This is a genomic window from Oceanobacter sp. 5_MG-2023, assembly GCF_030548165.1.
Lineage (GTDB): Bacteria > Pseudomonadota > Gammaproteobacteria > Pseudomonadales > Oceanobacteraceae > Oceanobacter.
Genome location: NZ_JAUORS010000002.1, coordinates 1 through 25,248, shown reverse-complemented (window position 1 = coordinate 25,248; position 25,248 = coordinate 1). Strand labels below are relative to the sequence as shown.

Below are 25,248 nucleotides of genomic sequence, written 5' to 3'. Positions count from 1 at the left end.
GTCGATCCAGCGAATACCCCGCAGCCGATGCTAACAAATACCCCAACATCCACCCACAGGTATTGCCGGTAATAGTCGTCAGAACACGGAGCTACCCTGTCGGCGATAATCAAGCGCCATGAATAACGGCACTCACACCGTGCTGTTATCAGAGGAAATTCATCAGGAAACACACCACTGCCAGTCGTTATTTACAACCTTGACAGCAAAGCCACAAACAGAACAGGGAAATATAGCGAGGATGGCCATTCACTACGGCGCCGGGAACAATACCGAACAGCAAGCGAACAGCCAGGTTTATTTATTCCAACAGCCCGGCACACTCTGCAGCTGCAAAAAAACGCTCTGCCAGAGCTGCGGGCGCGCCAGACCGGTTGGCCAGTTGCCGAGCAGTCATCGCCTGACGCGATAACAACCAGGCCAGCTGCCGAATAACAGGACCTTCTGTCTCAACCACCGCATCAAACAGGCTGTCATCAGGCATCAGCACCATGCGTCCACAGCAATCAGGACAAGCTCCAGGCAGTGGCTCACCATGCCAGGCTTGCCAGCCACAACGCCAGAGCAGTTCCCTGACCGGCCGTCCAATCAGCGCTTGCAGTGCCATCGGGTCATCGGCAGACAAGCTGCGGTGCTTGAAACTACTGGATGGGCTGAAATGACGGGTCACGCACTCAGGAATATCATGTTCAATAAAACGCTGCGCACCACCCGCGACAATAATTTCGCCATGGTGGGAAGTTTGCAGTGAAGCATTCAGTTGATGTTGCAGACAAAACTGAACTTGTTCCAGCAGCCAAAACTCTGCCCCAGCCCACTGAAAGGCTCTATCAGACATGGTCACCCCCGTCTTGTTATTGTTTTTTCCGGATTCGGGCGCCGCAAAGAATGCGTATACGATTCCGGGGGGTCAATATTTCCACCAATGCTGGCTCACAATGTTCACAGCTACATAACGGAGCACACCCCCTGCCACCACAAACGCACAGAAAACGTCCGGTCAATAACGAACAACTGTCGTGATCCATAAAAGCAAAAGCAAAACAAACAGGAAGATCTGGCGAAACAGAATCCAGCATCAGCAACAATATCGTTGTCAAGAAAACAGTCAGAAGGAAAACAGCAGCCAGAACAGGCCGGATACAGGCAGGAGAAAAACAAACAAGAGAAAAACAGACAAGCACCAGCGGCAAAGTGCCACTGGTGCTTTCAGACTTACTTGACGCTCAGTTCAACACGACGGTTTTCTGCACGACCAGCAGCAGTCACATTGCTGGCAATCGGGCTGGCTTCACCGTAACCACGAGCAGTCAACTGATCCGCGCTCAGACCTTTACCGATCAGGTAGTTACGAACGGAGTCTGCACGTTGTTGGCTCAGACGCAGGTTGAATGCTTCAGCACCCTGGCTATCTGTGTATGCCGCGATTTCTACCATGGCATCCGGGTAGTTGCGCAGTTCAGCGGCTGCGTTATCCAGAATGGTACGGGCGTTGGCAGTCAAACGAGTGCTGCCACTTTCAAAGTTAACACCGTGCAGATTGCCTTCAAATACAGCACAACCCTTGGCATTCACGTTGGCGCCGGCAAGCGTGTCCATACACTCGTCATTGTCATCGATAACCCCGTCGTTATCGCTATCTGCTGGCTCAGGAATCACCACTGGTTTTACTTCTTCAACCACAGGTTCTTCAATGACTGGCTCTTCGATAACCGGCTCTACGACAACGGGCTCAACTGGCTTGAATTCTTCAACGATGGTTTCTTTGGTGCGAGTCATGCCACTACCAAAGCGATAACCAATTTCCATCATGAACACACCGTGCTCATTGCCTTCATCGGTCATTTCATCAATATGCAGCTCGGCACGGCCAAACAGCTCATCATTCAGGTCATACTGCACACCACCACCCCAGCTGAATACATGGGTTTTACGGTCGAGTGCACCATCCTGGGGTACATCAAGGATTTCGATACCATAACCTGCTGTCAGGTAAGGTTTCAGGGGACGCTCACCAAAGAAGTACAACCCTTTCAGTTGATACTGTGATACATCTGGTTTCATATCACCTTGCAAGAACGACGGGAAAGTCAGGGATGCTTCTGCTGCCAGCGCAGGCAGAACCATGTAACCCAGGGATACTTCGTTGGTCCAGGAATCATTGACGTTATGACCGGTTCTGGTAGTCAGCTCGTCATAAATTTCGTTTTCAACGTATCCGATACCACCCGTAACGTACATTTCCTTGTCGGCGTGTGCCATTGTTGCGCTCGCAACAGCCATGGCTACCAATAATGGTTTGGTCAACATATTTCTCTCCAAAGTGAACAATGTGTGTGTTCTTTACAATTTATGGCGCATATTAGTAATACTACGTGACAGTTCAAGCGGAATCGGCCATTTATTCTGAGATTTTTGTCACGATCACAATAATCAGCGACTTTCGTACGCTATTTCTTTACCTCACTCCTCCTAAAGTAGACTGTTTTTCGAAAAAATCGAGTTTGTCTATGCCATTTACCGAAATAGTATGTAAATGCTTGATGACATATGATCAAAGGAACAGGCACGCCAATTGCCTTGTCGATGGATTCAACGAAGGGAGAACACCATGTTGAGTGATTCCAGCAACTATAAGAAGAAAAAAGTAGCACTGGCGATGATAGGCGGATTGAGCATCGCAGCAACATCACTGGCAGCCAGATCTGATGGCAGCCATTTTGACTTTCGCAGCCCGACCATAGAACCGGAGTCTCGCTTCGATATTCAACACCTGTATTCTGGTTTTGGCTGCACCGGCGACAATATTTCCCCGCCATTGGAGTGGTTTCATCCACCGGAAGAGACACAAAGCTTCGCCATTACCCTGTACGACCCGGACGCCCCGACAGGCTCGGGCTGGTGGCATTGGCAAGTATTCAACCTGCCTGCCGACAGTCGTTCCCTGGAAGCAGGGGCTGGCAGTATGCATTCACCTTTGATGCCGGCCTCTGCCCAGCAAGGGCGTAATGACTACGGTAGCCATGCTTACGGTGGTGCTTGCCCACCAGCGGGAGACCAGCCCCACCGTTATCAATTTACCCTGTTTGCCCTCGACCAGCCCAGCCTCGATATCCCGGCGGATGCCAGTGCTGCGCTGATTGGCTTTATGCTGAATGCCCATGCTATCGACAAGGCAAGCTTTACGCTATATTACAGCCGTTAGCCACCGTTCACACGGCGTATCAGGGTGTGGTGCCTGCCGCATCCACAAGAGCCTGGTCGGCACGCTTGTCGACCTTGTGCTCATCCTCGCTACGTCCCAACTTCCAATAGCTACTGATATAGGTTTCCTTGCGCCCGGTCTGGCGTTGCTGCCGAAAATACCGCCGCAATGCCTTCATTTTATGAAACTCACACGCCGCCCACACAGCAACACGACCGGGCAACCATTCAGCCGCCACCACTCGCTGCAGCAGAGCGCTTGACGTTGCCATGGATTCAGCCTGCGCCAGCTCCGGGCTTGTCTCATCCACAACCCAGATCACCTCAACCCCGGCCGGACATTCGAGTGATTGACGGTCTTCGGCAGAGGCAATCTCAATCACGGCATAACCCCGAGCCTCTGCTGGCAATTGCTCGAGGTTGCAGCTGATTGCTGGCAGAGCCGTCATATCTCCAGCCAGGAAATACCAGTCGGCGCTGTTATCAATCAGCTTGGTTGGGCCTGGGCCACCCACCAGAATCCGCTCACCGGGCTGGGCACGTGCAGCCCAGCTGGCGGCAGGTCCTGCCGGTTGAGGGCCATGGTTATGCAAGGCGCAATCAACCGTAAGCTGGAACTTGTCCGGGTCAAAGGCCCGCACCGTATAGGTCCGCATCAGAGGCCGCTGGCCTTCCAGCGCCGTTGCCGGGGTCAGCGGCTGACCATCGGCGGTAAACATCAATTTGATATAACCACTGGCACTGTCGACCGGAAAATCGGCCAGCGCATCGCCGGAAAAGACCAGCCGTTGCATATTAGTCGTCAGGCGTGATGACGAATGAACCACCAATTCACGGGGAGAAGGACGAGACATTACCGCTCCAGATAAAAAACAGACGGACTTGATCAGTGTACCCAACCAAGGTGACAGACAAACAGTGTAACGCCCTGCCTGAAAAACACGAGAATGATTCTCAGAACCAAGATTCCCGTAACAGCAACAATGTCAACTCAGCACCACAATACGCCAGCGACCCGAGCCCAACAGCAGCTCATCTTCCAGCCCCAGGGTCAGCAAGCGTTTGGCCAGTGGCGCCGAGATCGACAACAACTGCACCGTCTCGCCCTCCAGCGACAAGGTTCTGCCACCGACAGGGGTCAGCCAAAACCAGCGGCGTCTGTCTGCCGTCGTGCTGCCCAGCGAATCAGCGGGTTCCAGCCCGACCAGAGTTCCCAGCGCCAACGGTGCATCTTCCTCCTCGCCATTGCCGAACAGCGGCACCACCCAACGAGCGATCTGGATACGCTCCTGCTGCAACGCCAGAATACGTTCCGACTGCCCATGAGCCAGATATGCCGCTTCCAGACTCAGGGTATCGTACTGGTTTTCGGGTTTGTTACCCTCATGTGCGGCACTTTCCTGGGCTGTCCGGGCAGCGGCCAGGGCAACCTCGATTTCCTGATCCAGCAGCGCCAGCAAACAGGGCTTAAGTTGGCTTTTGTTCACACAAAATAATCCGGTACAGTAGAAAGAAATCACACTCATTATTGGGTGCAACCCGCCATTCTAGCGATTTCTGCAAGGTAAGCCATGCGCCAACATCAGAACCGGTCATTAAAAGAACGTCTTTCAACCAGTGCCTTTTGCCATTTCGAGCAACGCGGCGAGCTGCCCTGCATCGTAATTCAACACCCCGGGTTCAGTGCCAGCCTGCTGCCACAAGGAGCGCAACTGCTCTCCTTTTGCCCCACGGACGATACCTCCTGGATCTGGCTCAGCCCAACCGCAGAATACCGGCAAGGAGTCTCATTGCGCGGCGGTATTCCAATCTGCTGGCCCTGGTTTGGCAACGCCGATAAAAACCCGCCCGAAGTCCGGGATGCCATCGCCGGAAGACAACCACCCGCTCACGGCTTTGCCCGAACCAATCGCTGGACGCTGTCCCGGCTGTATGAAGCCGCCGACCGTATCGAAATCGAACTGACGTTACCCCAAAGCCATTGCATCCAGTCGGTCTGGCAAGGCAACGCCGAGCTCACAGCGCGCTGGATTATGACCCCCGACAGCCTGGAAATGCAGTTGATCACCACCAACACCGGACGCTCCACCCTGGCATTCAGTCAGGCGTTACATACCTACTTGCCGACACCAGACATCCATACCACCCGTATCGACGGGCTGGCAGGACACTCGTATATTGACACCATGACTGGCTGGCAACGCAAGCAGCAACAAGGGGCAGTCGTCTTCCAGGGAGAAACCGACCGTATCTATCTGCAGCAGGCAACGCCCTTGCGTCTGGTTACACCGCAGCGCACGTTACTGATTCACAGCCGTGGCAGCCACAGCACCATTGTCTGGAACCCCTGGGTTGAAAAAGCCCAACGCCTGAGCCAGTTTGACGATGCTGCCTGGCAAACCATGCTCTGTATTGAGACAGCCAATGCCGCCGATGACTGGGTCAATCTGGCCGCTGGGGAAAGCCACTGCCTGAGCATGCGTTTAAGCGCCGTCTGAGGCTATCTGCGACGGATGTGATTCAGCAATGCTGGGCCACATCCACAATAATACGACGTAACCAGCGATGCGCCTGATGATGCTGCACCAGCGGTGACCAGGCCATTTTCAACTCAAATGGCGGGATTGGGAACGGTGGTGGCACCACCAGCAAGGATGCTGATTCCGCCTGCATATCTGCCACTTTACGCGGCAAGGTCGCCACTAGATCGTTATTGTGAGCCAGCAAGGCGGGCATTTGATAATGGCGGGTAAATACCGAAATGCGCCGTTTATAACCCAACTTGGCCAGCGCGTTATCGACCCAACCAAGGCGAACCACTTTCTCAGGGTCTATCCCTACCCCGGCGCCCATACCGGTTTTAGACACCCAAATATGATTACTGGCGACGTAGGCTTCCAGATCAAATTTTTCGGCCAACGGGTGGCCATGATTCACCAGGCAGACAAAGTCGTCTTGCCACAGCGTCATCTGGTGGAACGATTGCGGCATATCATCAAAACGGTTGATGGCCATATCAACCTTGCCCGCTTCGACATCCTTGAAGGTCACATCCGATGGCGTCAACACATCAAGAATCACGTTCGGGGCTACTTCCCGCAGGCGCTTGACCAGCTCAGGAATCAGCGTTGACTCTGCATAATCACTGACCATCAGGCGAAAAACCCGATTACTGCTGTGGGCATCAAATTCGCCCAGCGGTTGCAGCGCAGCTTCCAGTTCCGCCAGCGCTTTACGGATCATCGGCTGCAGCTCACGAGCCCGCTCCGTTGCCGTCATACCATCGGAAGTACGCACCAGCAACGGATCACTAAACAGATCACGCAGGCGGCGCAGACCATTGGACATGGCTGGCTGAGTAATACCAAGCTGTTGCGCCGCCCGGGTCACACTGCCCTCACGCAGCAGTACATCCAGATACACCAGCAGGTTCAAATCTATGCGATCAAGGTTCACGACAGCAATCCGGCAGCAAATGACCGGTTATTGTCGCAGCTCCGTTGTCATTCACCAAGCCTATCAACAAAACAATCAGCATTTTTTCAGGTGATTTTTATTCACACTGCCCCTGATTTGCTTTCGATCATACCCCAGAGCACATAAAGCTATCGGGATCCTGCATTAACCGCCGGTTTGCCTTACACTGCACCTCTTGAATATGTGCAGACTGGAGTGCCTATGAACCCGATTTTACCTACGCTGACCGCCACTGGCCTGATTCTGCTAAGTGGCTGTGCCGCTCTGAAAGAGAGCTTGACCGCCGCCGACAAACCCAGCGCCACGATCAGTGGCCTGTCGATCCAGTCCTTGGGGCTGGAACAAGCCGACTTGCTGGTCTCGCTGGATGTTACCAACCCGAACAGCTTTTCAATTCCCGCCAGCGGTCTGACCATGACCATGTCGGTAGAAGATCATGCTTTGGCCACCGTCAACCAAACTGACACCGACCTCACCCTGAGCGCCAACGAAACCACAACCACCCAGCTCCCCATCAGCTTCAGCTACAGCGATCTTTATAACGCTGTCAAAGCGGTTGCCGACCAGGATGAAGTAACCTGTCAAATTGATACTGCCCTGCTGTTTAATTTGCCGGTACTGGGATACATCAGCCTGCCCGCCAGCTACACCACGACCCTGCCGATCCCGCAACGTCCTAAAATCAGCCTGGCCAGCGCCAGTGTTGCAGATTTGAGCTGGCGTGGCATGGAGCTGCAACTGACCGTTGATGTTGAAAACCCCAATGGCTTCGGGATTGATCTGAAAGGGCTGGATTATCAGGTAACTGCCGCCAACAGCGCATTGGCATCCGGCTCGGTGCAGCCAGCCAACCTGGAAAAAAACAGTCAGCAGCAGTTGGTTATTCCACTGTCACTGAGCTTTGCGGATATGGCCAGCAGCCTGATGTCTTTGCTGACCAGCAAGGAAGCGGTTGATATCGGCGTTGCCGGTACCCTGGACTATGCGCCAGAGCTGGCGATCTGGTCACCCGAACCGCTCGACTTTTCCATGTCGACTGCATTGACTCGCTAGGCCAGGCAGTACCAGGAAGGAAACAGGCAATACCAGGAAGGAAAAAAGCAAAAAAGCAAAACGGGCTGCCAAGGCAGCCCGTTTTTATGTTGCAGAATGCACCAGCTTAGTGCTGGTGGCCTTCTGCGCCATGTACATGGCCATGTTCCAGTTCTTCTTCACTGGCATCACGTACGGATTCAACCGTTACGCTGAACGCCAGGTCCTTGCCTGCCAGCGGGTGGTTGGCATCAACCGTTACTTCTGCTTCTTCCACTTCAGTAACAATCAGATTAACCGGGCCTTGTGCAGTTTGTGCTGTAAATGCCATGCCAGGTTCAATTTGATCAACACCGGTAAAGGCATCACGCGGAACTTTCTGCACACGGTCTTCGCTGTATTCACCGTAAGCATTCGCGGCTTCTACGGTGACTTCCAGTTCGTCGCCGACTTTTTTGCCGTCCAACGCCGCTTCCAGGCCAGGAATGATGTTCTGGGCACCGTGAAGGTAAGTCATTGGCGCTGCGCCTTCAGAAGAATCAATAGTTTCTCCAGAAGCAACGTCAACCACTTTATAATGAATGGAAACGACTTTGTGCTGGGCAATTGTCATGATGATTGTCCGTTTTTTGTCCCTGATTAAGGGCAGTGAATTCTACGCAAAGGCGACAGGATGCGACGTTGGAAACCAGCGGCGACCAAAGTCGTTCTCTACGAAATGGGCCCCCAGTATAACAACTGCCCCGCTGAGTGCCAGTCGGTGACGGGTGTGGCCGCCAAAAGCACAGATTCCATCAGCCCGCAACGCCACCCGACGGATCTGATTATCAATGCAACCACTGGATATGCGGCTCGGCAAATACCCGATCCAGGCGCCGGGTTGTCCGTTCGCCATCAAACTGAATAATCAGATACTGTTCATCCTGCTCCATCACGGTACCGGCTCCCAGGCGGGCATGCACCAGTCGTGGCAGTGGCTGTCCGGTCACAGTGGGTTTGGCCGGATCGCGCAACGACCGGTTACCACCGCGAACCCCAGGCTGTACCCGGGACGGCTTCACCTCCAGCACAACCGGCGCCGGTTGTGCTGCCAGATACGCTGGCAGCCAGCTGGCTACCTCGCCTTCCATCACCAGGCGGGATTGCCCTTGCTCCAGGGCACTGGCCACTTGATCACTACGACTGACATTCAGTTCACTCGTAAAAGGGCTGGGCTTTTCCCGTAATGAAGGGCGCTCATCTGACCTTTTACGTCCCGAAGATGACGGCACCAATCGCAGTGGCACCAGCAGATGTAATTGATGAATGGCGCGGGTCATGGCGACATACAACAGCCGCCGCTCACTTTCCTCGCTGGCCGGAGTGCTGAATTCGCCTTCTGGCCGGTACGGGAAGTAATGGCCATTCAGGCCGGGAATAATCACCACCGGCCATTCCAGCCCCTTGCTTTTATGGATAGACGTCAGCCTGACCCCGGCGTGTCGCTCACGGGACTGGGCCCGGGCGCGATCTCTCAGTTCCAACAGCAATTCCAGGGCTTCGTTCGAGTTCACGCCGGAGTCGGCCATAAAACGCACAAACGCCCGGATGGTTTGTAACCGGTCTTCCACCTGTTGAGCAGAAAAAGCACTGTCTTCAATGCCTTTTTCCAATTCAGTCGTATCGATATAAGCGTTCAGCAATCGCTGCACCGGTACCACCACATGCTCGGCACTGTCGAGCACCTCGGCCCGTGCGTGCAGCTGCGCTTTTTGCCAGTGGCTCAGGGTATCGGGAATCGCTTGCTGTAACGCAATGCCAAAGTGCTCGCGGTGCGTCGCCAGCGTATCGGCCATATCTTCCAGAACCGCCCTGCGTACCTTGGGAAACGGCGTAGTCAGTATCTGCAACCAGCCCGAGCGGCGCTGCTCCCGGCTGCGATCCCCAAAACGGCCTGCGGCAATTTCCAGTAACAGCCAGAAGATTTCCAGCTCCCAGCGCTCCAGTACCGAGAGAGAATGATCCAGCTGATAGGGAATACCCGCCTGCAACAAGGCCAGTTCAATCGGCGCACACAAGGCCCAAAGACGATGGATCACAGCAATCTGATGGGCTGGCATGGTTTCCAGGCACTGCCGCACCAGCGTCAGAACCTGATGCGCTTCCGCATTGGCAGAGCAGCTGTGCAACTGTACCTGGGTGGCCGGAGTGGATATGTGGGACAACCCCATCACCGGGTCTCGCTGCCGGTTATGGTGAATCAGATGATTCGCCATCAACGACAGCCGATGTCCATACCGAAAGGTTTCCGGTAACTGATACGTAGTGACGTTTCCCAACTGGCTAGCAAAGCCACTGACAATAAATTCTGGCCGTGAGCCACGAAATTCATAAATCGTCTGGTCTGGATCACCAATAACCATCATCGACCCCCGGCCAGCATGGAGCAGTTCCAGCAAATGCTGCTGAATACCGTTGATATCCTGGTATTCGTCCACCAGAATCCATTGCATATGGCCGCCAAAATAACGCGCCGCTTCCGGATTTTGCCGCAGATGCATCACCGGGTCGTACAGCATGTCGGAAAATCCAATACGCCGTTGCTGTTTGCGCCAGTCTTCAAAACGTTCAAACAACTCAATAAACATACGACACTGAGGGGGTAAATCGAGCTCTTCATAAACCGCCTGAGGAGGCGCCAGCCCGGATTTCACCAGGTCGATAAAACCAACCGCTGGCTCAACCCATTTTTTTCGTTGCGACAGGATTTCCTGCCGGGTGTCGCCGTCGGCCAATTGCTGTAACAAACGCCACACCTGACCTTCAACTTCGCTATCTCCCAACAATTTACGCTCAAAAGCAGGCAACTGTTCCAGTTCAATCAACTTGTGATAAATACGCAATCCCAACGAGTGAAAAGTGCGTACTTCCGGTACCGCTTGATCCGGTAAACGGCGAAATAAACGCTGTTGGAACTCCTGCTGGGCCGCCTTGTTATACATCAGCACCAGCATACGGCGAGACGATACGCCGGCCTGTAATCGCGCAGCAATAAAATGCGTCAGTGTGGTGGTTTTACCCGCACCCGCAACGGCCACCACTCGGGCGTGGCCGTCGACGTGTTGAACAACCTGTTGTTGATAATCAGTAAGTTGTGACATTCAGCCCTCGCGTCAATGCCAAGGCATGCTATGACCAACACCTGAAAATGTCACGAACCATCAACAACCAGACCATCACAGCAGACCGGTAACAGCGCTATCGCTCACCCTGGTCACTCCGCCAACCCAACGTCACGGTTAGCAAGATCCCGATATGCTGGCCTCAGAAAAAAACGTCGGTCCAGCGTGCCACCAGATCACTCCGTACACAGACAGACTGATGACTGCAAGGCTGGCTGCTCTGAGACATCGACCATTTCCCTGCCAATACCTGTTGCTCTAACCAACATCCATCATTACTGGCCAGCCAGCTGATATTGCATTGATCATGATGGATGGCCACTACCCGGTCAGCCATCAGCGAGACGGCCTGGTCAACACTTTGTTTATTCATCGCTTGCCTCCTGTCAGAACACCAAGAAGCCAGCCCACAAGAGGTGAGACACTGGTCATCCTACTGCTCATGTTTATATTAATACAAACTTCATATATAAAGACAGAGCAAGGCTGATACCATCATGGAAAAAATACTAAGCTATTGATTTTTATTTATTTTATAAACTCGATGACCCAAGGTGTTCTGTGACAAAACCCACCACCTGTAATCATATAGACAAACCACCTAACGAGAATAAACCAAACACCACAATACACTTGTTTGCTAACCAGCAAGCCGCATTATCATCATGGCCTGGGGCAATACCTGAAACAGCCACCAGGCCTCTCTGGCCAGCCATCCAAAGACAGCCAGCCAGATCCGCTATTGCCAGTAATTACCAGATATAAGCCAACGTCATCAGATATGAACGCGGCGCACCAGAGTAATAGGTATATGAGCCAGTACTTTGCACATCCGAGGCATTAATCCGGCCGATATAGCGCTTGTCCGTCAGATTGACCACATTTACATCCACCGACAGATCACCACTGGCCAATGGCAACTGATAACCAGCACCCATATCGACACGGGCATAACCGGGCACCGACTCTTCATGACCGGAATCAGCATAACGCTGGCCGACATAACGCAGCATCGATGTCGCAAACCAGCGGTCTTGCTCCCAACGGGCGCCCAGTGCACCAGTCCATACCGGTACATCGGGCAACTGGTTACCCGACACATCCATCACCGTGCCGCCACTGCCTAGCACATCCTTATCAAGAACGGCGTGTGTCCAGGCCAGATTGGCCAACAAATTCAACTCTGGTGTCACTTCCAGACCACCGGCGAACTGCAATCCTTGCTGATGCCCATCCCCCACATTCTGCGAATACACAACAGCTACATCCGGGTCGTAATAGCTGATGCCTTTATTGCGGAAGCGGGCGTAATACACCGTCAGATCCATATAGTGAAACCGCGACGTCCAGGTCAGCCCCAGATCAATCCCGTCCTGGGTTTCGATACGCTGCTTATCCATCACGTCCTGGGCCGTCAACCCCGCGGCAGCAAAAGTGGAATAATTGGACTGGAATTGATTCCAGGATGAAAACGACGGCGCTCCCATCGAACGGCCAACATGAATTCTCGATAACCAGTCGTCATTCCAGCGATAACTCAATCCGGCTACAGGCAACCAGACATCCAGATCAAAACCATCAACACTACGATCCGCCATCGGGCCACTCGATTGTTGCAGCGCTGCTGCATAAGACACATCCCCAAGACCATCGGTATTGTAGTAATCCAGGCTGACCAGGGTTTCACGCACATAGCGCAGCCCGGCTGACCAGTGCCAATTCCCCAGCGAGCGATCCAACTGAGTCCAAACACTGTTCATCTGGTGCTCATTCGTCACCTTGGCCAGTAGAGACCACTTGCTAAACATCAGACTGCCATCCGCTTGTGGCTGGTACATTTTCCAGGCTGTTGGCGGCCCCGGCGGTTCCATTGTCATATACCAGTGCCCCACACTCAGACGCGTATCCTTCACCTCGCGGACCCACTCTGTCCGCACCCCGCGGGCCTTATGATCAATCGACCAGTTCCGGATCATGCCGGAGCTGGTCGCCGACCAATAATCACCCTCTTCGTTACTCTGATAAGGCTGGACACTGATATAACTCTGGTCAGACAGCTGATAACGAGCCTCCAGCAGCCACAGGTCGCTGTTGAACTGCTGACGGTTATGATCGTAATAAAGATGCAGGTCTTCCGGGTCCGAGCTATAGGCATAGTCATACCACTGTTCCAAATCATTCGCCTGCTCAGCACTCAAGGCCCGGTAAGCATGTTGCTCTCCCTCACTCCGGGTGTACCACAGCCGGGCAGTCAAGGCCCCAAACTGCTGCTCTCCGGCCAGACTGATATTATTCTGGTCAGCAGCCTGACCTGGGCCTCGCCATTGATCAGCACTGGATTTTGATAGCGATGCCATCACCCGGCCACCAAAATTCATGGCACCCGAGTCTGCCCGAGCAAACCAGCGTGCCAGATCGTCACTACCGGCACTGTAGGACAGTTGCACCTCAGGATCGATATTGGGCCAATACAGCCGGGTATCCAGCGCCCCAAAATTATTAAACAGATCGACCTGATCGGCAGGTACCGGCCCCTGGTGCAGCGACACACTGGCGATATTTTCCTGCTCGAACATCCACAAGTAACCAGGTCCAGGTCCCATGCCGGTCACCGCCACTCCCTCGACGGTACCATTGGCACCATGAGAGGCATTCACCCCGCGCACCCTTAACCCCTTGTTCCCGCCCATCAGATTGCCAAAGCCAAAAGGGTCGACGGTTTCTGCCTGTACTCCCGGCAATGCCGACACAGCACTGTAAGGGCTACCTGCCCCCGGTGCGGCAAACATATCCAGCTCCTCTTGGCTTACGGTTCGTTGTGATGCCGCCTGATCTGACGGATACCACATAGCGGCCTCCTGTTGCCCCACAACCACAATCGCGTCTTCAACTTCAGTCGGCAAGTGGGTATCCACGGTTGTTTTATCTTCTGCCACCACCAGAGCACACCGGGTTGAAAGCACCATCAGTACAGCCCAGGTCAGCGGTGCAAGCGGTACCGACACCGGGCTGGTAACACGATAAAAACACGTACTGCCATCTGAAACATTCATCTTATGACTCCTGATTAATCACTGTGAAAAAGTCGCATCAGGGATCTATCGCCAAACCAGATGCCGACAGCCAAACAGAACCAGGTTCTCGCCCAGGGACACCATTGGCATCCCCATACACATCACGAGAATTGAAAAATAATCAGCAAAGTCAGCACCGGATACAATAAATAACCTAAAACTACACAACGAAAACCAGGAGCAATGCACGTACCAGAGAAAAGCAGAACGAGCCATCCTTCAACGCCAAGCATAACTATTTGATTTTAAAGATATTTCTCAAAAGCACTCAGATAGCAACAGCTCACAGCAGCCGACTTCAAAACGTCATGGTTGTTCAATAGCTGACAATTGTAATTAATAGTTCAAAACCATATAAAAACATCAATAACAAATAATTACATTTAAAATCAATAACTTGAAAAATACACACTATGATTTTTTATATAAAACAAAATCAACAAAAAGCCAGTAACAGTCAGTAGTTGGTTTGATATCGACGGCAAGAACGGCCGCTAGCGCTCAAATGCGGCGTAAGGGCGGAAAACTCACAGCTTGAGCCTGGTACTGACTGTGTCAGTATATAGACAAGCTACCTAACGGAATCAAATATCCCCTCAATCTAGCCATCACTGCCACTAAAAGTGGCATCCGTGTTACAACGGCACTCCTTTTCTTTTCCGTCAGAGGTATACTCGAGAAATAACCATACAAATGACAAGGAGATCCAGCATGCAACTGGTTGGACGAATCCTGCTTGATACTGATGAAGGCTCGTTATTGGCAGAAAAACGAGTGATATTGCTCGAGGCCATTGCTCGCCATGGAACAATTCAAAAAGCCGCCCAGGAAATGGGGTTGTCATACAAAGGAGCATGGGATGCTGTCAATGCCATGAATAACCTGTGCGATGAACCTCTGGTTATTCGGGAGGTGGGTGGCCGTCGTGGTGGTGGTAGCCATTTGACCGAACAAGGTCGTGCATTAATCACGCTCTATCGCACTGTTGAAGCCGAGTACCAGAGCCTGCTGGATCGGATGAACAGCAGCCTCGGCGATATGCAGCAGTTTCACCGCATGATGAACCGTTTCTCGATGCGCACCAGTGCCCGCAACCAGTTTCATGGCGTCGTAACAGCCTTGATACAAGGGATGGTTAATTGTGAAGTGCGGATGAGACTTGACGATCACACCGAGATCGTCGCCATCGTTACCAACGAAAGTGCAGAAAACCTCGACTTGCGGCTTGGTCTCGAATTGTTTGCACTGGTCAAAACCTCCTATGCCAGTGTTCACACCCAATCTGTCGAGCAGCGCAACTGTTTTGCCGGGGTGGTAGCAGATCTGATCCGCGGAGAACAAAGTACGGAAGTCCGGGTTGATTTACCCAGTGGAAAAAGTGTGGTTGCCGCCGTCAGCAACCAGCAGGCTGACGACCTGGCACTGGCCATGAACCTGCCGGTTTATGCGACCTTCAGCCCCGACAGTGTGATTCTGGCCGTCAGTTAATACCCGGCAGAGACAGCAATGTCTATACGCACCCAGCCCGGTCATATGCCGGGCTGGGTGTTACTACTGATAGCAGTGATACGGATGATCGTCACAGACCGGCCAGCCGGTTCGCTCCAGCCAGAATCCGGCAGAGCCTAAAACTGCATTTCCGGCACGTCGTCTGGTACAACCAGCTTGCCCGCCGTTTTCTCAACAATTTCTTCTACCGACACGCCAGGGGCACGCTCTTTCAAATGAAAGGCTCCGTCTTCAATTTCAAGCCAGGCCAGGTCAGTCAGTACTTTTTTGATGCACCCCTTGCCCGTCAGCGGCAAGCTGCACGCAGGCAATAACTTGGACTCACCATGTTTGGAAGCATGGGTCATGGTAACAATGATGTTATCCGCACCAGCTACCAGATCCATCGCGCCCCCCATTCCCTTGATCAGCTTGCCGGGGATCATCCAGGAAGCAATATTGCCATTGATATCCACTTCAAAAGCCCCCAGCACCGTCAAATCCACATGACCGCCACGGATCATGGCAAAGGATTCCGCCGAGCTGAAAATAGACGCCCCGGGCGCCGCCGTTACCGTTTGTTTCCCGGCATTGATCATATCCGCATCCAGCTCGGCTTCAGTCGGAAAGCGTCCCATGCCCAGCAAGCCATTTTCGGATTGCAGCATCACTTCCATCCCATCTGGGACATAGTTGGCCACCAGCGTCGGAATGCCGATGCCCAGGTTGACATAAAATCCATCTTGCAATTCGCGGGCTACACGCTGTGCCATTTGTTCACGAGTAAGGGCCATGATCATCACCTGTTATTAATGGGTTAAGTCGTCGAATCAGCTGTCAGATAGCGTTCGTTTTTCGATACGTTTTTCAAAGCTGCCAACAATCAGACGATTCACATAAATACCCGGTGTATGTATCTGCGAAGGTTCCAGCTCACCCACTTCTATCAATTCCTCGACTTCAACCACAGTGATCTTTCCCGCAGTGGCTGCCATCGGATTAAAGTTCTGTGCAGTATGACGGTACATCACATTGCCATAACGGTCGGCTTTCCAGCCTTTGACGATGGCAAAATCGCCGCGAATGGATTCTTCCAACAAATATTCACGGCCATTAAACTCACGCACTTCCTTGCCTTCGGCTACTGGAGTACCCACCCCGGTAGCCGTATAAAACGCCGGAATACCAGCCCCACCGGCACGCATTTTTTCAGCCAATGTACCTTGTGGCGTCAGCTCAACCTCCAGCTCGCCGTTCAGCAACTGCTGTTCAAACATGGCGTTTTCGCCAACGTATGACGAGATCATTTTTTTGACCTGCTTGTCTTCCAGCAACACACCCAGACCAAATCCGTCGACCCCACAGTTATTGGAGACGATGGTCAGATGACGGCTGCCTTTGCGTTTGACTTCCGCAATCAGGTTTTCAGGGATGCCACACAAACCAAAACCACCGGCGATGATGGTCATGCCATCTTCGAGCCCTGCCATTGCTTCTTCGTAGCTGCCTACAACTTTATCGAAACCTGCCATTATTATTTTCTCCTTGCTTCATCGTTGGGAAGTGGCCGGGCAATGCATCGATAACCACGGCAGCAGAGCATAATCATGCACTGCCTCTGCTGTCATGTTCGATTATTTATGGGTAGATTTGCAGTTTGTATCAAGTCTTTTGATTTTTTAAATCAATTATTCAAAACTTTTATTCAGTTTTTTAAATCAATAGCACAGTGACCGGGTGGCACCCTGCGTATCAAACTGTGGTTGATCACTGCAAAGCAGCCGGGCGATGCAGGCTGCCATCAAGGCTATCCGCTCCCATTCCAATGGCGAATCACCGCTCACCCAGGGATTCGGTCAAGGTTTTACGCAACGGTTTCAGCAAGTATTCCATCAGACTGCGTTCACCCGCACGAATATCCACGCGAGCAGTCATGCCTGGCAGAATTTCCAACTGCCGCCCAATCAAACTGCGCACCTTGCCGTCATGCATTGCCAAACGCACATGCACCCGATAATAAATATCAACGTTATCACCGCTTTCTTCCTTGAGGGTATCCGCACTGACATACACCACGCTGCCTTCAACGCCGCCGTAAATCGTGTAATCAAACGGATCAAACCGCACCGTCGCCAGCTGCCCTATTTCAACGCGGGAAATATCGGTCGGACTGATCTTGGCTTCCACAATCAGTTCGTCATTCACCGGAACGATTTGCATCAACTCCTCACCGGCGCGCAACACACCACCGATGGTAGTGACCCGTACGTTTTTGACGATACCGTCGACCTTGGACCGAAACACACTGTCATTCAACTGCTGTTGTCGCTGGGTCAGCACTTCGGAGGTTTGTGCCATTTCGTCCTCGGCAGTCGTCAACTCTTCGCTGGCATCTTCAAAAAAGCGATTACGACGACTGAGCAATTTGTTCTCTGCCTCGTTGATTGCACGCTGGGTGCGGATCACCTCGGAGCGGTTTACATCGCCACTGTGCTGCAGCCTAGCCACCAGAGCTGCATCTTCCTGTGCCAGCTCCACTGCCCGGGTCAGGTTGGCGAGTTCGGCTTTCAGGCCATCACGACGCTGCTCAAACAATGCCAGTTCAACCTGTTTCTGTTCATCGAACGTTTCCAGAAACGGTGGGAAGACCAATTCAGGTTTCCCGGTCACTTCTGCCCGCAACCGGGTTGCTTTGGCCAACAAGCCCGCCAGCCGTGCCCGCATTTCCCCCACACTGGCCCGAACCCGGGTTTCGTCCAGCTCGGCAATCACCTGGCCAGCCTGAACCCGGTCACCTTCACGCACCTGGATGCTGCGGATCACACCACCATCAACCGACTGGATAATTTGTACCCGGCTGGAGGCAATCACCTCGCCATTCGCACGGGTCACCTCATCGATCTGGAATTCAATGGCCCAACCAATAAACACCACAAAGGTGGCCGCAATCAACCAAACGATCCAGCCACTACGATCCAGGTGATAACGCGCCAGCCGCTGGGCACGACTGGCATCACGATCGTCCATCAAGCTATCAGATAACATTGATCGGGCCTCCTGCCGGTGGTCGACGAGCCGTACCGGATGGCGCTCGCTGGCGCTGGAAAATGGCTTCCGGGCTGTCATCCCGGATAATCCGACCCTGCTGCATCAGCAACACGCGACGCGCCAGCCGTGAGGCCAATGCTGGCTTGTGCGTCGATACCACCAGAATATCAGAAGGCTTGAGATGGGATTCCAGCGCTGTTAATACCTGTTGTTCGGTATCCGGATCCAGCGACGCCGTCGGCTCATCCAGCAACCAGATGGTTGGCCGGGCCAATACCACCCGGGCCATACCGACCAGCTGCTTCTGACCTCCCGACAGACCATCGCCACCTTCACTGATCGGCAAATCCATACTGTAGGGGCTATCGGCGGCAATACGATCAATCCCCAGTTGCTGGGCCACTTCCAATAAATGACCATCGGCGATGGCACCACCCAATATCAGATTGGAACGCAAAGACCCCTTGAACAAATGCACCGACTGCGGCAAATACCCGACCTGTTGGGCAACAATCGCCGGGTCCATTTCCCACAGATCACCTTGCCCCAGCCGCACCCGACCAGCGGACGGCCGATAAAGACCGGCCAGTATTTTCAGCAAGGTCGACTTGCCCGAACCGATTTGACCCACCACCGCCACCCGATCCCCGGCCTTGAGCGACAATGAGCCGACATCCAGTTGCAACACCGGCGAATCCGGATAAGAAAAACTCACCGCTTGCAACGCGATCTCCGCCGGAGGCTCCGACGGCATCAGCAGCGATTGCTCCGCCCGTCGCTCGGTATCCAGATCCAGCACCTGATCCACCATTTTCAGCGACTGCTGCACATTTTCCCACTGCGCCATATAACGCACCGCCTGACTGACCGGAGCAATCACCCGCCCGCCCAGAATACTGCATGCGATCATCGCCCCGATCGTCATATGTCCCTCAGCCACTTCATAAACCCCGACCACAACAGCCGCCACATAAGCGACTTGTGACAGACTGGCAGTCGTCAGCTGGATCAGGTTATTCAGCGCTTTATGCTGAATACCAAACCCGGCCACGGTTTCACTGATGGATTGCCAGATTTCAGAAAAACGCCAACTGGCATTCGCAGCCCGAATGGTCTCGGCTCCCTGAATGCTATCGACCAGCAGCCCCTGACGCTCATTACTGCGCTGCATTTCGTCTTTCATCAAGCGCCGCATGCTGCGTTGACCCAGCCAGCCCAGTAACACCGCCACCGGTAACAGCGCCGTATACACCCAGGCTACGGGACCACCAATCATGGCGATAAACACTATAAACAGCAGTGCAAACGGCGTATCAACCAGGGTAAAAAACACCCCGGATGAAAAGAAATGACGCACCGACTCCAGGCCACTGACTTGCGCAGCGATGGTTCCCAGGCTGCGTGGCCGGGTATCCATCTGCAAGTGTAAAAGGTGATCAAACACCTGTTGACTGACCCTCTGATCGACCTCACAGGCGACGCTGTCGAGCACCCGTCCACGCAAAATTTTCAAGCCCCAGTCCAGCAACAGCACAATCACCATCCCGACCACCAGAGTCCACAAGGTGGCCCAAGCCAGGGTCGGTACCACCCGGTCATACACCTGCATGGCAAACAGAGATGTCGCAACCGCCATCAGATTGATTACCAGAGTGGCAACCACCACATGACCAATCCAGCGACGACGGCGCAACAGCGCCGCCACCACCAGACGGATGGACCGACTCCCCGTCAGCGAGATTTTTTCTTGCGCCTTGGCGGCGGGATTGTCCAGCCAGAGCACCACTCCGTCTTCCAGCACCTCCGGTGCATGCAAATGCGCCACACCGTCCACACCGGTCAGAGAAATTTCATGGCTTGCCGGTATCACACCATCCTCTGGCCAGTCGACCGGAGCGGAATCCTCTGCCTGAGACGATGCGCTGGTGGTTGGCTGTTCCAGCAACTGGCGTTCTGCCAGCCACCATTCTCCTTGCCAATGCATCAAGGCCGGCAGCCGCCGCTGATCCATCCGCGCCCAGCGTAATTGCGCCACCCGCAACCCTCGTAGTTGTAATGCTTGCGCCAACAACTGAATGCGCTGAGGCAGCGACACCGGCCCCATGATGCCCTGTGTATTGGCACTCCAGGCCTGCTCCAGCTTCCCCGGTGCAACACTGACCTGGATTAACAACAACAGCCGTTGCAACAGACTGAGAGGCAAGGATTTGCCTATATCGTCCTCCGCAGAAGGCCCTGTAGATTGTTCAATATCTGACATCGTGTCCACGCGTTATTTTCAAATGTTTTGGCATTCCGGGCTGCCCTCAGAGCAGTCCGAAACAAATCAGTGGTATCTATTGATTGGCATCGGTTTCGGTACCGGCGTGACGGGCTCTGGTGCCAGAGCAGGAACCCCGCTACGCTCGTCCAGATAACCCGCCATACTGGCCAGCTGCAGTGATGCATCAAGCAAGGTCGATTTAATGGTTGCCAGCTCCAGCTGCCCATAAACCCATTCCCGCTGGGCGTTAAGCACTTCCAGCCAGGTCTTGCGACCGGTTTCGTACTGACGCACAAAAGAATCCAGAGTTTGTTTCAACGCATCGACCGTCAGCTCTTGAGAATGCTGCAAAAGCTGCTGCATTTGCCGGTTCAGCAGCAGCGAGCTCACCTGCTGGCGCAAATTCACTTCGGTCACATACAATGACTGTTCGGCCGCCCGTTTACTGGCCACCGCCGCTTTGGTCTGGGCATAATTGCTGACCCCCAGACCGGCAAAACTGGCTTCCAGCGATAACCCCGAGCGCATCTGGTCATCATCTTCATCGCTGGTCTGGTTAGGCATATCGCGCTCAAGCTGAAGATACAAGGTCGGCATCGAGCTGTAACGTTGCTGATTGGCTGTCTTGTCCGCAATCACAACCTGCTCTCGCTGGTACTGCAGATCGGCACTGGTTTGTAAGGCATCGTACTGGATCTGCTGCTCATTCCCTGGCAGCCAGCCCTGTTCCGGTACCGCCTCCGTCGAATCTACCGGCACCTGGGTCAATGCCAGCAATGACGTCTCCGCAACGGCCAGCTGCCCCTGATAATTCTGCTCCGTCGACTGCGCCCACAACAAACGTCCCAACGCCAGCTGCACATCGGCATCCGATGCCAGACCGCCATCGCGACGTCGTTCAATACGGTCGTACAGCTGCTGATGATCTCGGGTGTTCTGCTGGGCAATGTGCAACTGCCGACGCAAGGCATCAATCGCAATATAAGCCTGACTGGTTGCTTCAACCAGATCTCGACGAATCTGCAACAGGCCAACATCCTCAGCTCGCCTTTCGGCCTGCGCCAGCTCAATGGCACTGCTCAACTTGCCAAAAGTCAGCAACGGCTGCTGGAGCGTCACCGTGGCCAGATCATCGTCATAGAGGTTATCGGCCGAAAGCGACAGGTTGGGTAAGCGCCCGGACCTGGCCGCTTGCTCACCCCAGCTGCTGGCTTCCAGCGAGGCCTGTTGACCGGCAATAGCCGGATGAAACTTCAGCGCCGCTTCAATCGCCCCCCAAATACCGCGATACTGGCTGGTTTCGGCCGCCACGGAATGCGTAACGGCGAACAACAGCCCACTGCAAATCAGTAAAAGGGCACGATATTTTCTGAATGTATCCGCCATTACCAAGCCTGTTCCGGCAAATCGCCATCAACCCAGTCCTGGGGTTCATCCAACGGACCAAACGGCGACAATGAGCGACGCCCCAGCTGTTCACGGATAGCAGCCGCTTCTTCTTTCTGGCCCGACAACATCAGCGCCAGAGCCAGGTTATGTTGCCAGGCCCGCTGCCATGGCACCCGCTGTAACGCCTGACGCATCAGACCGATACCGTCCTGAAGATGGCCCTTGCGGCAATAAATCAGCCCCACCAGGTACTGGCAGGCCGCATGTTGTGGATTATGGTACAGCATTTTTTTGCAGCTCCTTTCTGCGCCATCCAGATCATCTGCGTGATACAACGCCACTGCCGCGCTCAAAAAGCCCGGCTCCGGCAACGACAGCATCGAAATCTCATCCCAGATGATTTTGGCATTGGTGCCTTCAGTCAAAGGCCCAAGCTGATTGGCGTAATGTTTCCATTTGGCTTTTGAGGTCTGATAAATCGGTTGCCGTACTTGCCATACACTGGCGGTTTTCACCGGCCGTTCGAGATCACTGTACGCCAGCACTTGTGGCTCCCACGCCACACCAATATATTCCAGCATTCGCCGCGCCTGTCCTTCCGGGTCCTGCAACAGCTGTTCGTATTGCAGCTCCAGAATGCCATCTCCAAACAGCCCATGCCAGTGCTGCATCAGCAGGTTATGGTCTGCCAGTTGCTCGCCAATCCAACGCAGGTCATAGGCGAAGCCCATACCACCGTGCTTGGCCTGGAAATCAATAAAATAGTTGGACAGAGCAATATCACGCGGGTCTCGTCGTACCGAAATAATACGGGCGTTAGGGAAAAGGAATTTGATCAGACCAATATGTTCAAAATTATGTGGCAATTTATCGATCACAAACCGGGCATCCGGCTTGTCAGCCTGAGCCAGATCGAACAGTTCTTGCAAAATACCCTCGGCAATACCATGGCAAACATAAGGCGTCAGATCATCAACACAATCCGGATAGCGCCTGCCAGAACCGATATGACGCTCCCAATTATTCAGCCCCCGGATACGCTGGGGAATAACCCCCAACTCACCCGCCCCCCAGATTTCACTATGGCTGGCCAGCATCTGCTCAACCAGAGTGGTACCAGAGCGCGGCATACCGACCACAAACACCGGCGCCGAAGAGGGGTGCCCATAAGGCTGACCACCATACAACTGCCGATGCTGGAAAAAACTGCGCGAAAAAGCGTAACGAATACGTGCGCACTGCTGCCGATGGGCAACCGGGTCGTAAGGAATATGCAGCTTGCTGGCTTCGTTGGCCTGTCGAACCAACGCCAATGCCTTGTCGTAATTACCCCGTTTTTCCCAGGCCGTAGCCAGCTGGAACAACAAGGACGTTGATACCGACCCAGACAGACCGGGCCGCTGTGCCAGCTTCTCCAGCCGGTGCAAGGTGTTCTCGTCTTCAGGGAAACGGTGGGCATTGACCAGCCCGGCAAAACCCGCAGCCGGGTCAAACCGCTGGATACGCTCATACCAGTCAATGGCATCATCGACCCGCCCTAATTGCATCGCCAGCTGCGCCAGCCCTTGCATGGCCGCAGTGTAGTCTGGAAAATCCAGCAACAATTGGCGCAACGCATGTTCTGCCTCGTCATAATGCTGCCGCTGTAAATCTGCCATCGCCTGCAAATGACGGGCACGTCCCATCAAGGGAATTCGCCAATGTAATGCCGTGTGATGCAACGACTCGACGGCCCCGTCCACCTCAGTTAACCACTCGGTTGGCTCTTCCACGGCCACTAGTTCCAGAGCTTTAGTGGCCGCTTCATGTGCTTTCTCCGGCGCCGTCATCAACAGGGTTTGCCCCAGCTGAACCCACAACCCCGCCCGTGGTAACTGCTTGTCCGCCGCCACCCGCAACGCCTTCTGCAGCAGCCATCCGGCCTGGGCAATACGCCCCCGCACACAGAGCAGTTCCGCCAATTGCGACACCAGTGTCAACGCTTCAGGATAAACTTTCAGCCCCAAACGTAACTGGGCTTCGGCATCATCATGGCGTTCTTGACCAGCCAATAAACGGGCATAGCCCGATACCAGCACCAGCCATTCTGATTCCGACAGATCCTGTCCCGCCTGTTGCAGCCAGGCCTCGGCTCGCTGTGTCTCACCACTGGCCAGCCACAGCTCAAGCTGAAGCCCTCGCAAACGGGCTGTTGTGCCATGCAGAGCGCTATCCGGCAAGCGCTCACAAGCGGCCTGTAATCCGGCAATGGCCTGATCCAGCATCTGCTGGGCTTCCGGCCACTGTTGTTGTTGCAAATACAACGAGGCCAGTGCCTGACATAACGAAAAACGCCCAGGTTTGAGCAGCAATGATTGCCGATAATACGCAATGGCATCTTCCATACGACCTTGCTGAACCCGACCAAAGGCCAGCCGGGCCAATGCCAGATCCTGTTGTGGTTCTTGCTCAAGTACTGACTCCAGACGTTCACAAGCAACCTCAATATGGCCCAACAGCAACCACACTGCCGCCAGGTCCGTTTGAACATCCTCCGTCAAACTCGCAACACGAGCAGCCGGGCCAGCGATCAAACGCTCCGCCTCGGAGTGATTCCCCAGTTGTGCATAGGCCAGCGCCTGCAGTACTTGCAAGGCATCATCGTCCGGTGCCTGCAGTAACAAGCCCTTAACCTGTTGCAGCAGGTGCTCATAGTGCTGATCGTCAACCAAAGCCCGAAGCCGGGCAATGGCTGCGCCATCACCCGCATCTGCTAACGAATGTCCTGTCAGCATCAGACCAACCCCTGTGATGTCATAACGCCCATTGGCATGGTCGTCAGGTAGACTTCATTCAGAGACCGCCCCTCATTCAGATCACTCCACCTTCCATCCCACAACGATACCGAACCGGATAATGCATGGTCCGCCCAGCGGAAAACAAAACCCGACTCCTGCAATGAGAAAGCCGACCCCCACACCGCCATGCTATCTCCGGGAGAACTGAAAGAAGCAACCGCCGAATTATTAGCACCCAGTACCGCACTCCCCGACCCGACCAAGACCACCTGATCATCACTGCCAAGAGCCTCTGCATTGGCCCAGCTGCCCCACTCACTTGAATCGGTATTCAA

General features: G+C 54.0%; 20 protein-coding genes. 4 read left to right on the top strand and 16 right to left on the bottom strand.

The window, feature by feature from the left end:
* Positions 1–301: 301 nt before the first annotated feature.
* Both Q4551_RS01715 and Q4551_RS01710 read right to left on the bottom strand, forming a co-directional pair.
* Complete coding sequence (locus Q4551_RS01715) at positions 302–838, bottom strand: hypothetical protein (protein ID WP_303431421.1); 537 nt, start codon at positions 836–838, stop codon at positions 302–304.
* 377 nt (positions 839–1,215) lie between these two features.
* The gene (locus tag Q4551_RS01710; RefSeq protein WP_303431420.1) at positions 1,216–2,310 is read right to left on the bottom strand and encodes an OmpA family protein; all 1,095 of its coding nucleotides are present in this window, start codon (positions 2,308–2,310) and stop codon (positions 1,216–1,218) included.
* 301 nt (positions 2,311–2,611) lie between these two features.
* On the opposite strand from Q4551_RS01710, the gene Q4551_RS01705 reads away from it, so the two are divergent.
* A complete protein-coding gene (locus Q4551_RS01705) occupies positions 2,612–3,205 on the top strand; it encodes a YbhB/YbcL family Raf kinase inhibitor-like protein (protein ID WP_303431419.1) in 594 nt (197 codons plus the stop codon).
* 19 nt (positions 3,206–3,224) lie between these two features.
* Here Q4551_RS01705 and Q4551_RS01700 read toward each other — a convergent pair whose 3' ends face one another.
* Both Q4551_RS01700 and Q4551_RS01695 read right to left on the bottom strand, forming a co-directional pair.
* Positions 3,225–4,058, bottom strand: a complete 834-nt coding sequence (locus tag Q4551_RS01700) for a siderophore-interacting protein (RefSeq protein WP_303431418.1) — start codon at positions 4,056–4,058, stop codon at positions 3,225–3,227.
* 132 nt (positions 4,059–4,190) lie between these two features.
* Positions 4,191–4,691 carry a hypothetical protein gene (locus Q4551_RS01695; protein WP_303431417.1) on the bottom strand — a complete coding sequence of 167 codons (501 nt, stop codon included), beginning with the start codon at positions 4,689–4,691 and terminating at the stop codon, positions 4,191–4,193.
* An 84-nt stretch (positions 4,692–4,775) separates the two neighbouring features.
* On the opposite strand from Q4551_RS01695, the gene Q4551_RS01690 reads away from it, so the two are divergent.
* Positions 4,776–5,702 (top strand): D-hexose-6-phosphate mutarotase, encoded by a 927-nt coding sequence (locus Q4551_RS01690; protein WP_303431415.1) that lies wholly within the window; start codon positions 4,776–4,778, stop codon positions 5,700–5,702.
* 22 nt (positions 5,703–5,724) lie between these two features.
* Here Q4551_RS01690 and Q4551_RS01685 read toward each other — a convergent pair whose 3' ends face one another.
* Positions 5,725–6,660: a LysR family transcriptional regulator gene (locus Q4551_RS01685; protein ID WP_303431413.1), complete on the bottom strand. Its 936-nt coding sequence runs from the start codon at positions 6,658–6,660 to the stop codon at positions 5,725–5,727.
* A gap of 222 nt (positions 6,661–6,882) precedes the next feature.
* Here Q4551_RS01685 and Q4551_RS01680 point away from each other — a divergent pair, with 222 nt between their 5' ends.
* Positions 6,883–7,734 (top strand): LEA type 2 family protein, encoded by an 852-nt coding sequence (locus Q4551_RS01680; RefSeq protein ID WP_303431412.1) that lies wholly within the window; start codon positions 6,883–6,885, stop codon positions 7,732–7,734.
* A 106-nt stretch (positions 7,735–7,840) separates the two neighbouring features.
* Here Q4551_RS01680 and slyD read toward each other — a convergent pair whose 3' ends face one another.
* From slyD to Q4551_RS01660, 4 genes are all read right to left on the bottom strand, one after another.
* Complete coding sequence (gene slyD / locus Q4551_RS01675; RefSeq protein WP_303431410.1) at positions 7,841–8,326, bottom strand: peptidylprolyl isomerase; 486 nt, start codon at positions 8,324–8,326, stop codon at positions 7,841–7,843.
* 214 nt (positions 8,327–8,540) lie between these two features.
* Positions 8,541–10,853 carry an ATP-dependent helicase gene (locus Q4551_RS01670; protein WP_303431409.1) on the bottom strand — a complete coding sequence of 771 codons (2,313 nt, stop codon included), beginning with the start codon at positions 10,851–10,853 and terminating at the stop codon, positions 8,541–8,543.
* Positions 10,854–11,016: 163 nt separating this feature from the next.
* Positions 11,017–11,247 (bottom strand): hypothetical protein, encoded by a 231-nt coding sequence (locus Q4551_RS01665; protein ID WP_303431408.1) that lies wholly within the window; start codon positions 11,245–11,247, stop codon positions 11,017–11,019.
* 379 nt (positions 11,248–11,626) lie between these two features.
* A complete protein-coding gene (locus Q4551_RS01660; protein WP_303431406.1) occupies positions 11,627–13,927 on the bottom strand; it encodes a TonB-dependent receptor in 2,301 nt (766 codons plus the stop codon).
* 732 nt (positions 13,928–14,659) lie between these two features.
* Here Q4551_RS01660 and Q4551_RS01655 point away from each other — a divergent pair.
* On the top strand, positions 14,660–15,436 hold the full coding sequence (locus tag Q4551_RS01655) for a TOBE domain-containing protein (RefSeq protein WP_303431404.1): 777 nt from the start codon (positions 14,660–14,662) through the stop codon (positions 15,434–15,436).
* Between the two features lie 137 nt (positions 15,437–15,573).
* Here the strand turns inward: Q4551_RS01655 and Q4551_RS01650 are convergent, their stop codons facing one another.
* The 7 genes from Q4551_RS01650 to Q4551_RS01620 all read right to left on the bottom strand — a co-directional run.
* Positions 15,574–16,230, bottom strand: coding sequence for a CoA transferase subunit B (locus Q4551_RS01650; protein WP_303431403.1), 657 nt, complete (start codon positions 16,228–16,230; stop codon positions 15,574–15,576).
* Between the two features lie 36 nt (positions 16,231–16,266).
* Positions 16,267–16,968, bottom strand: a complete 702-nt coding sequence (locus Q4551_RS01645; protein ID WP_303431402.1) for a CoA transferase subunit A — start codon at positions 16,966–16,968, stop codon at positions 16,267–16,269.
* Positions 16,969–17,269: 301 nt separating this feature from the next.
* The gene (locus tag Q4551_RS01640) at positions 17,270–18,481 is read right to left on the bottom strand and encodes an HlyD family type I secretion periplasmic adaptor subunit (RefSeq protein ID WP_303431401.1); all 1,212 of its coding nucleotides are present in this window, start codon (positions 18,479–18,481) and stop codon (positions 17,270–17,272) included.
* Positions 18,471–20,744 (bottom strand): peptidase domain-containing ABC transporter, encoded by a 2,274-nt coding sequence (locus Q4551_RS01635; RefSeq protein ID WP_303431400.1) that lies wholly within the window; start codon positions 20,742–20,744, stop codon positions 18,471–18,473. Before Q4551_RS01635 ends, Q4551_RS01640 begins: the two co-directional genes overlap by 11 nt.
* A 66-nt stretch (positions 20,745–20,810) precedes the next feature.
* A complete protein-coding gene (locus Q4551_RS01630; protein ID WP_303431399.1) occupies positions 20,811–22,133 on the bottom strand; it encodes a TolC family protein in 1,323 nt (440 codons plus the stop codon).
* A complete protein-coding gene (locus Q4551_RS01625; protein ID WP_303431398.1) occupies positions 22,133–24,910 on the bottom strand; it encodes a tetratricopeptide repeat-containing sulfotransferase family protein in 2,778 nt (925 codons plus the stop codon). The genes Q4551_RS01630 and Q4551_RS01625 overlap by 1 nt, the downstream gene beginning before the upstream one ends.
* Positions 24,910–25,248, bottom strand: a 339-nt coding sequence (locus Q4551_RS01620) for a hypothetical protein (RefSeq protein WP_303431397.1), incomplete at its 5' end; no start/stop codon positions are given. The genes Q4551_RS01620 and Q4551_RS01625, both read right to left, overlap by 1 nt.

Bases quoted from the DNA above. Each gene is read 5' to 3' on its own strand.
- Q4551_RS01715 (WP_303431421.1), bottom strand. From the start codon at position 838: ATGTCTGATAGAGCCTTTCAGTGGGCTGGGGCAGAGTTTTGGCTGCTG.
- Q4551_RS01710 (WP_303431420.1), bottom strand. From the start codon at position 2,310: ATGTTGACCAAACCATTATTGGTAGCCATGGCTGTTGCGAGCGCAACA.
- Q4551_RS01705 (WP_303431419.1), top strand. From the start codon at position 2,612: ATGTTGAGTGATTCCAGCAACTATAAGAAGAAAAAAGTAGCACTGGCG.
- Q4551_RS01700 (WP_303431418.1), bottom strand. From the start codon at position 4,058: ATGTCTCGTCCTTCTCCCCGTGAATTGGTGGTTCATTCGTCATCACGC.
- Q4551_RS01690 (WP_303431415.1), top strand. From the start codon at position 4,776: ATGCGCCAACATCAGAACCGGTCATTAAAAGAACGTCTTTCAACCAGT.
- Q4551_RS01680 (WP_303431412.1), top strand. From the start codon at position 6,883: ATGAACCCGATTTTACCTACGCTGACCGCCACTGGCCTGATTCTGCTA.
- slyD (WP_303431410.1), bottom strand. From the start codon at position 8,326: ATGACAATTGCCCAGCACAAAGTCGTTTCCATTCATTATAAAGTGGTT.
- Q4551_RS01670 (WP_303431409.1), bottom strand. From the start codon at position 10,853: ATGTCACAACTTACTGATTATCAACAACAGGTTGTTCAACACGTCGAC.
- Q4551_RS01665 (WP_303431408.1), bottom strand. From the start codon at position 11,247: ATGAATAAACAAAGTGTTGACCAGGCCGTCTCGCTGATGGCTGACCGG.
- Q4551_RS01660 (WP_303431406.1), bottom strand. From the start codon at position 13,927: ATGAATGTTTCAGATGGCAGTACGTGTTTTTATCGTGTTACCAGCCCG.
- Q4551_RS01655 (WP_303431404.1), top strand. From the start codon at position 14,660: ATGCAACTGGTTGGACGAATCCTGCTTGATACTGATGAAGGCTCGTTA.
- Q4551_RS01650 (WP_303431403.1), bottom strand. From the start codon at position 16,230: ATGGCCCTTACTCGTGAACAAATGGCACAGCGTGTAGCCCGCGAATTG.
- Q4551_RS01645 (WP_303431402.1), bottom strand. From the start codon at position 16,968: ATGGCAGGTTTCGATAAAGTTGTAGGCAGCTACGAAGAAGCAATGGCA.
- Q4551_RS01640 (WP_303431401.1), bottom strand. From the start codon at position 18,481: ATGTTATCTGATAGCTTGATGGACGATCGTGATGCCAGTCGTGCCCAG.
- Q4551_RS01635 (WP_303431400.1), bottom strand. From the start codon at position 20,744: ATGTCAGATATTGAACAATCTACAGGGCCTTCTGCGGAGGACGATATA.
- Q4551_RS01630 (WP_303431399.1), bottom strand. From the start codon at position 22,133: ATGGCGGATACATTCAGAAAATATCGTGCCCTTTTACTGATTTGCAGT.
- Q4551_RS01625 (WP_303431398.1), bottom strand. From the start codon at position 24,910: ATGCTGACAGGACATTCGTTAGCAGATGCGGGTGATGGCGCAGCCATT.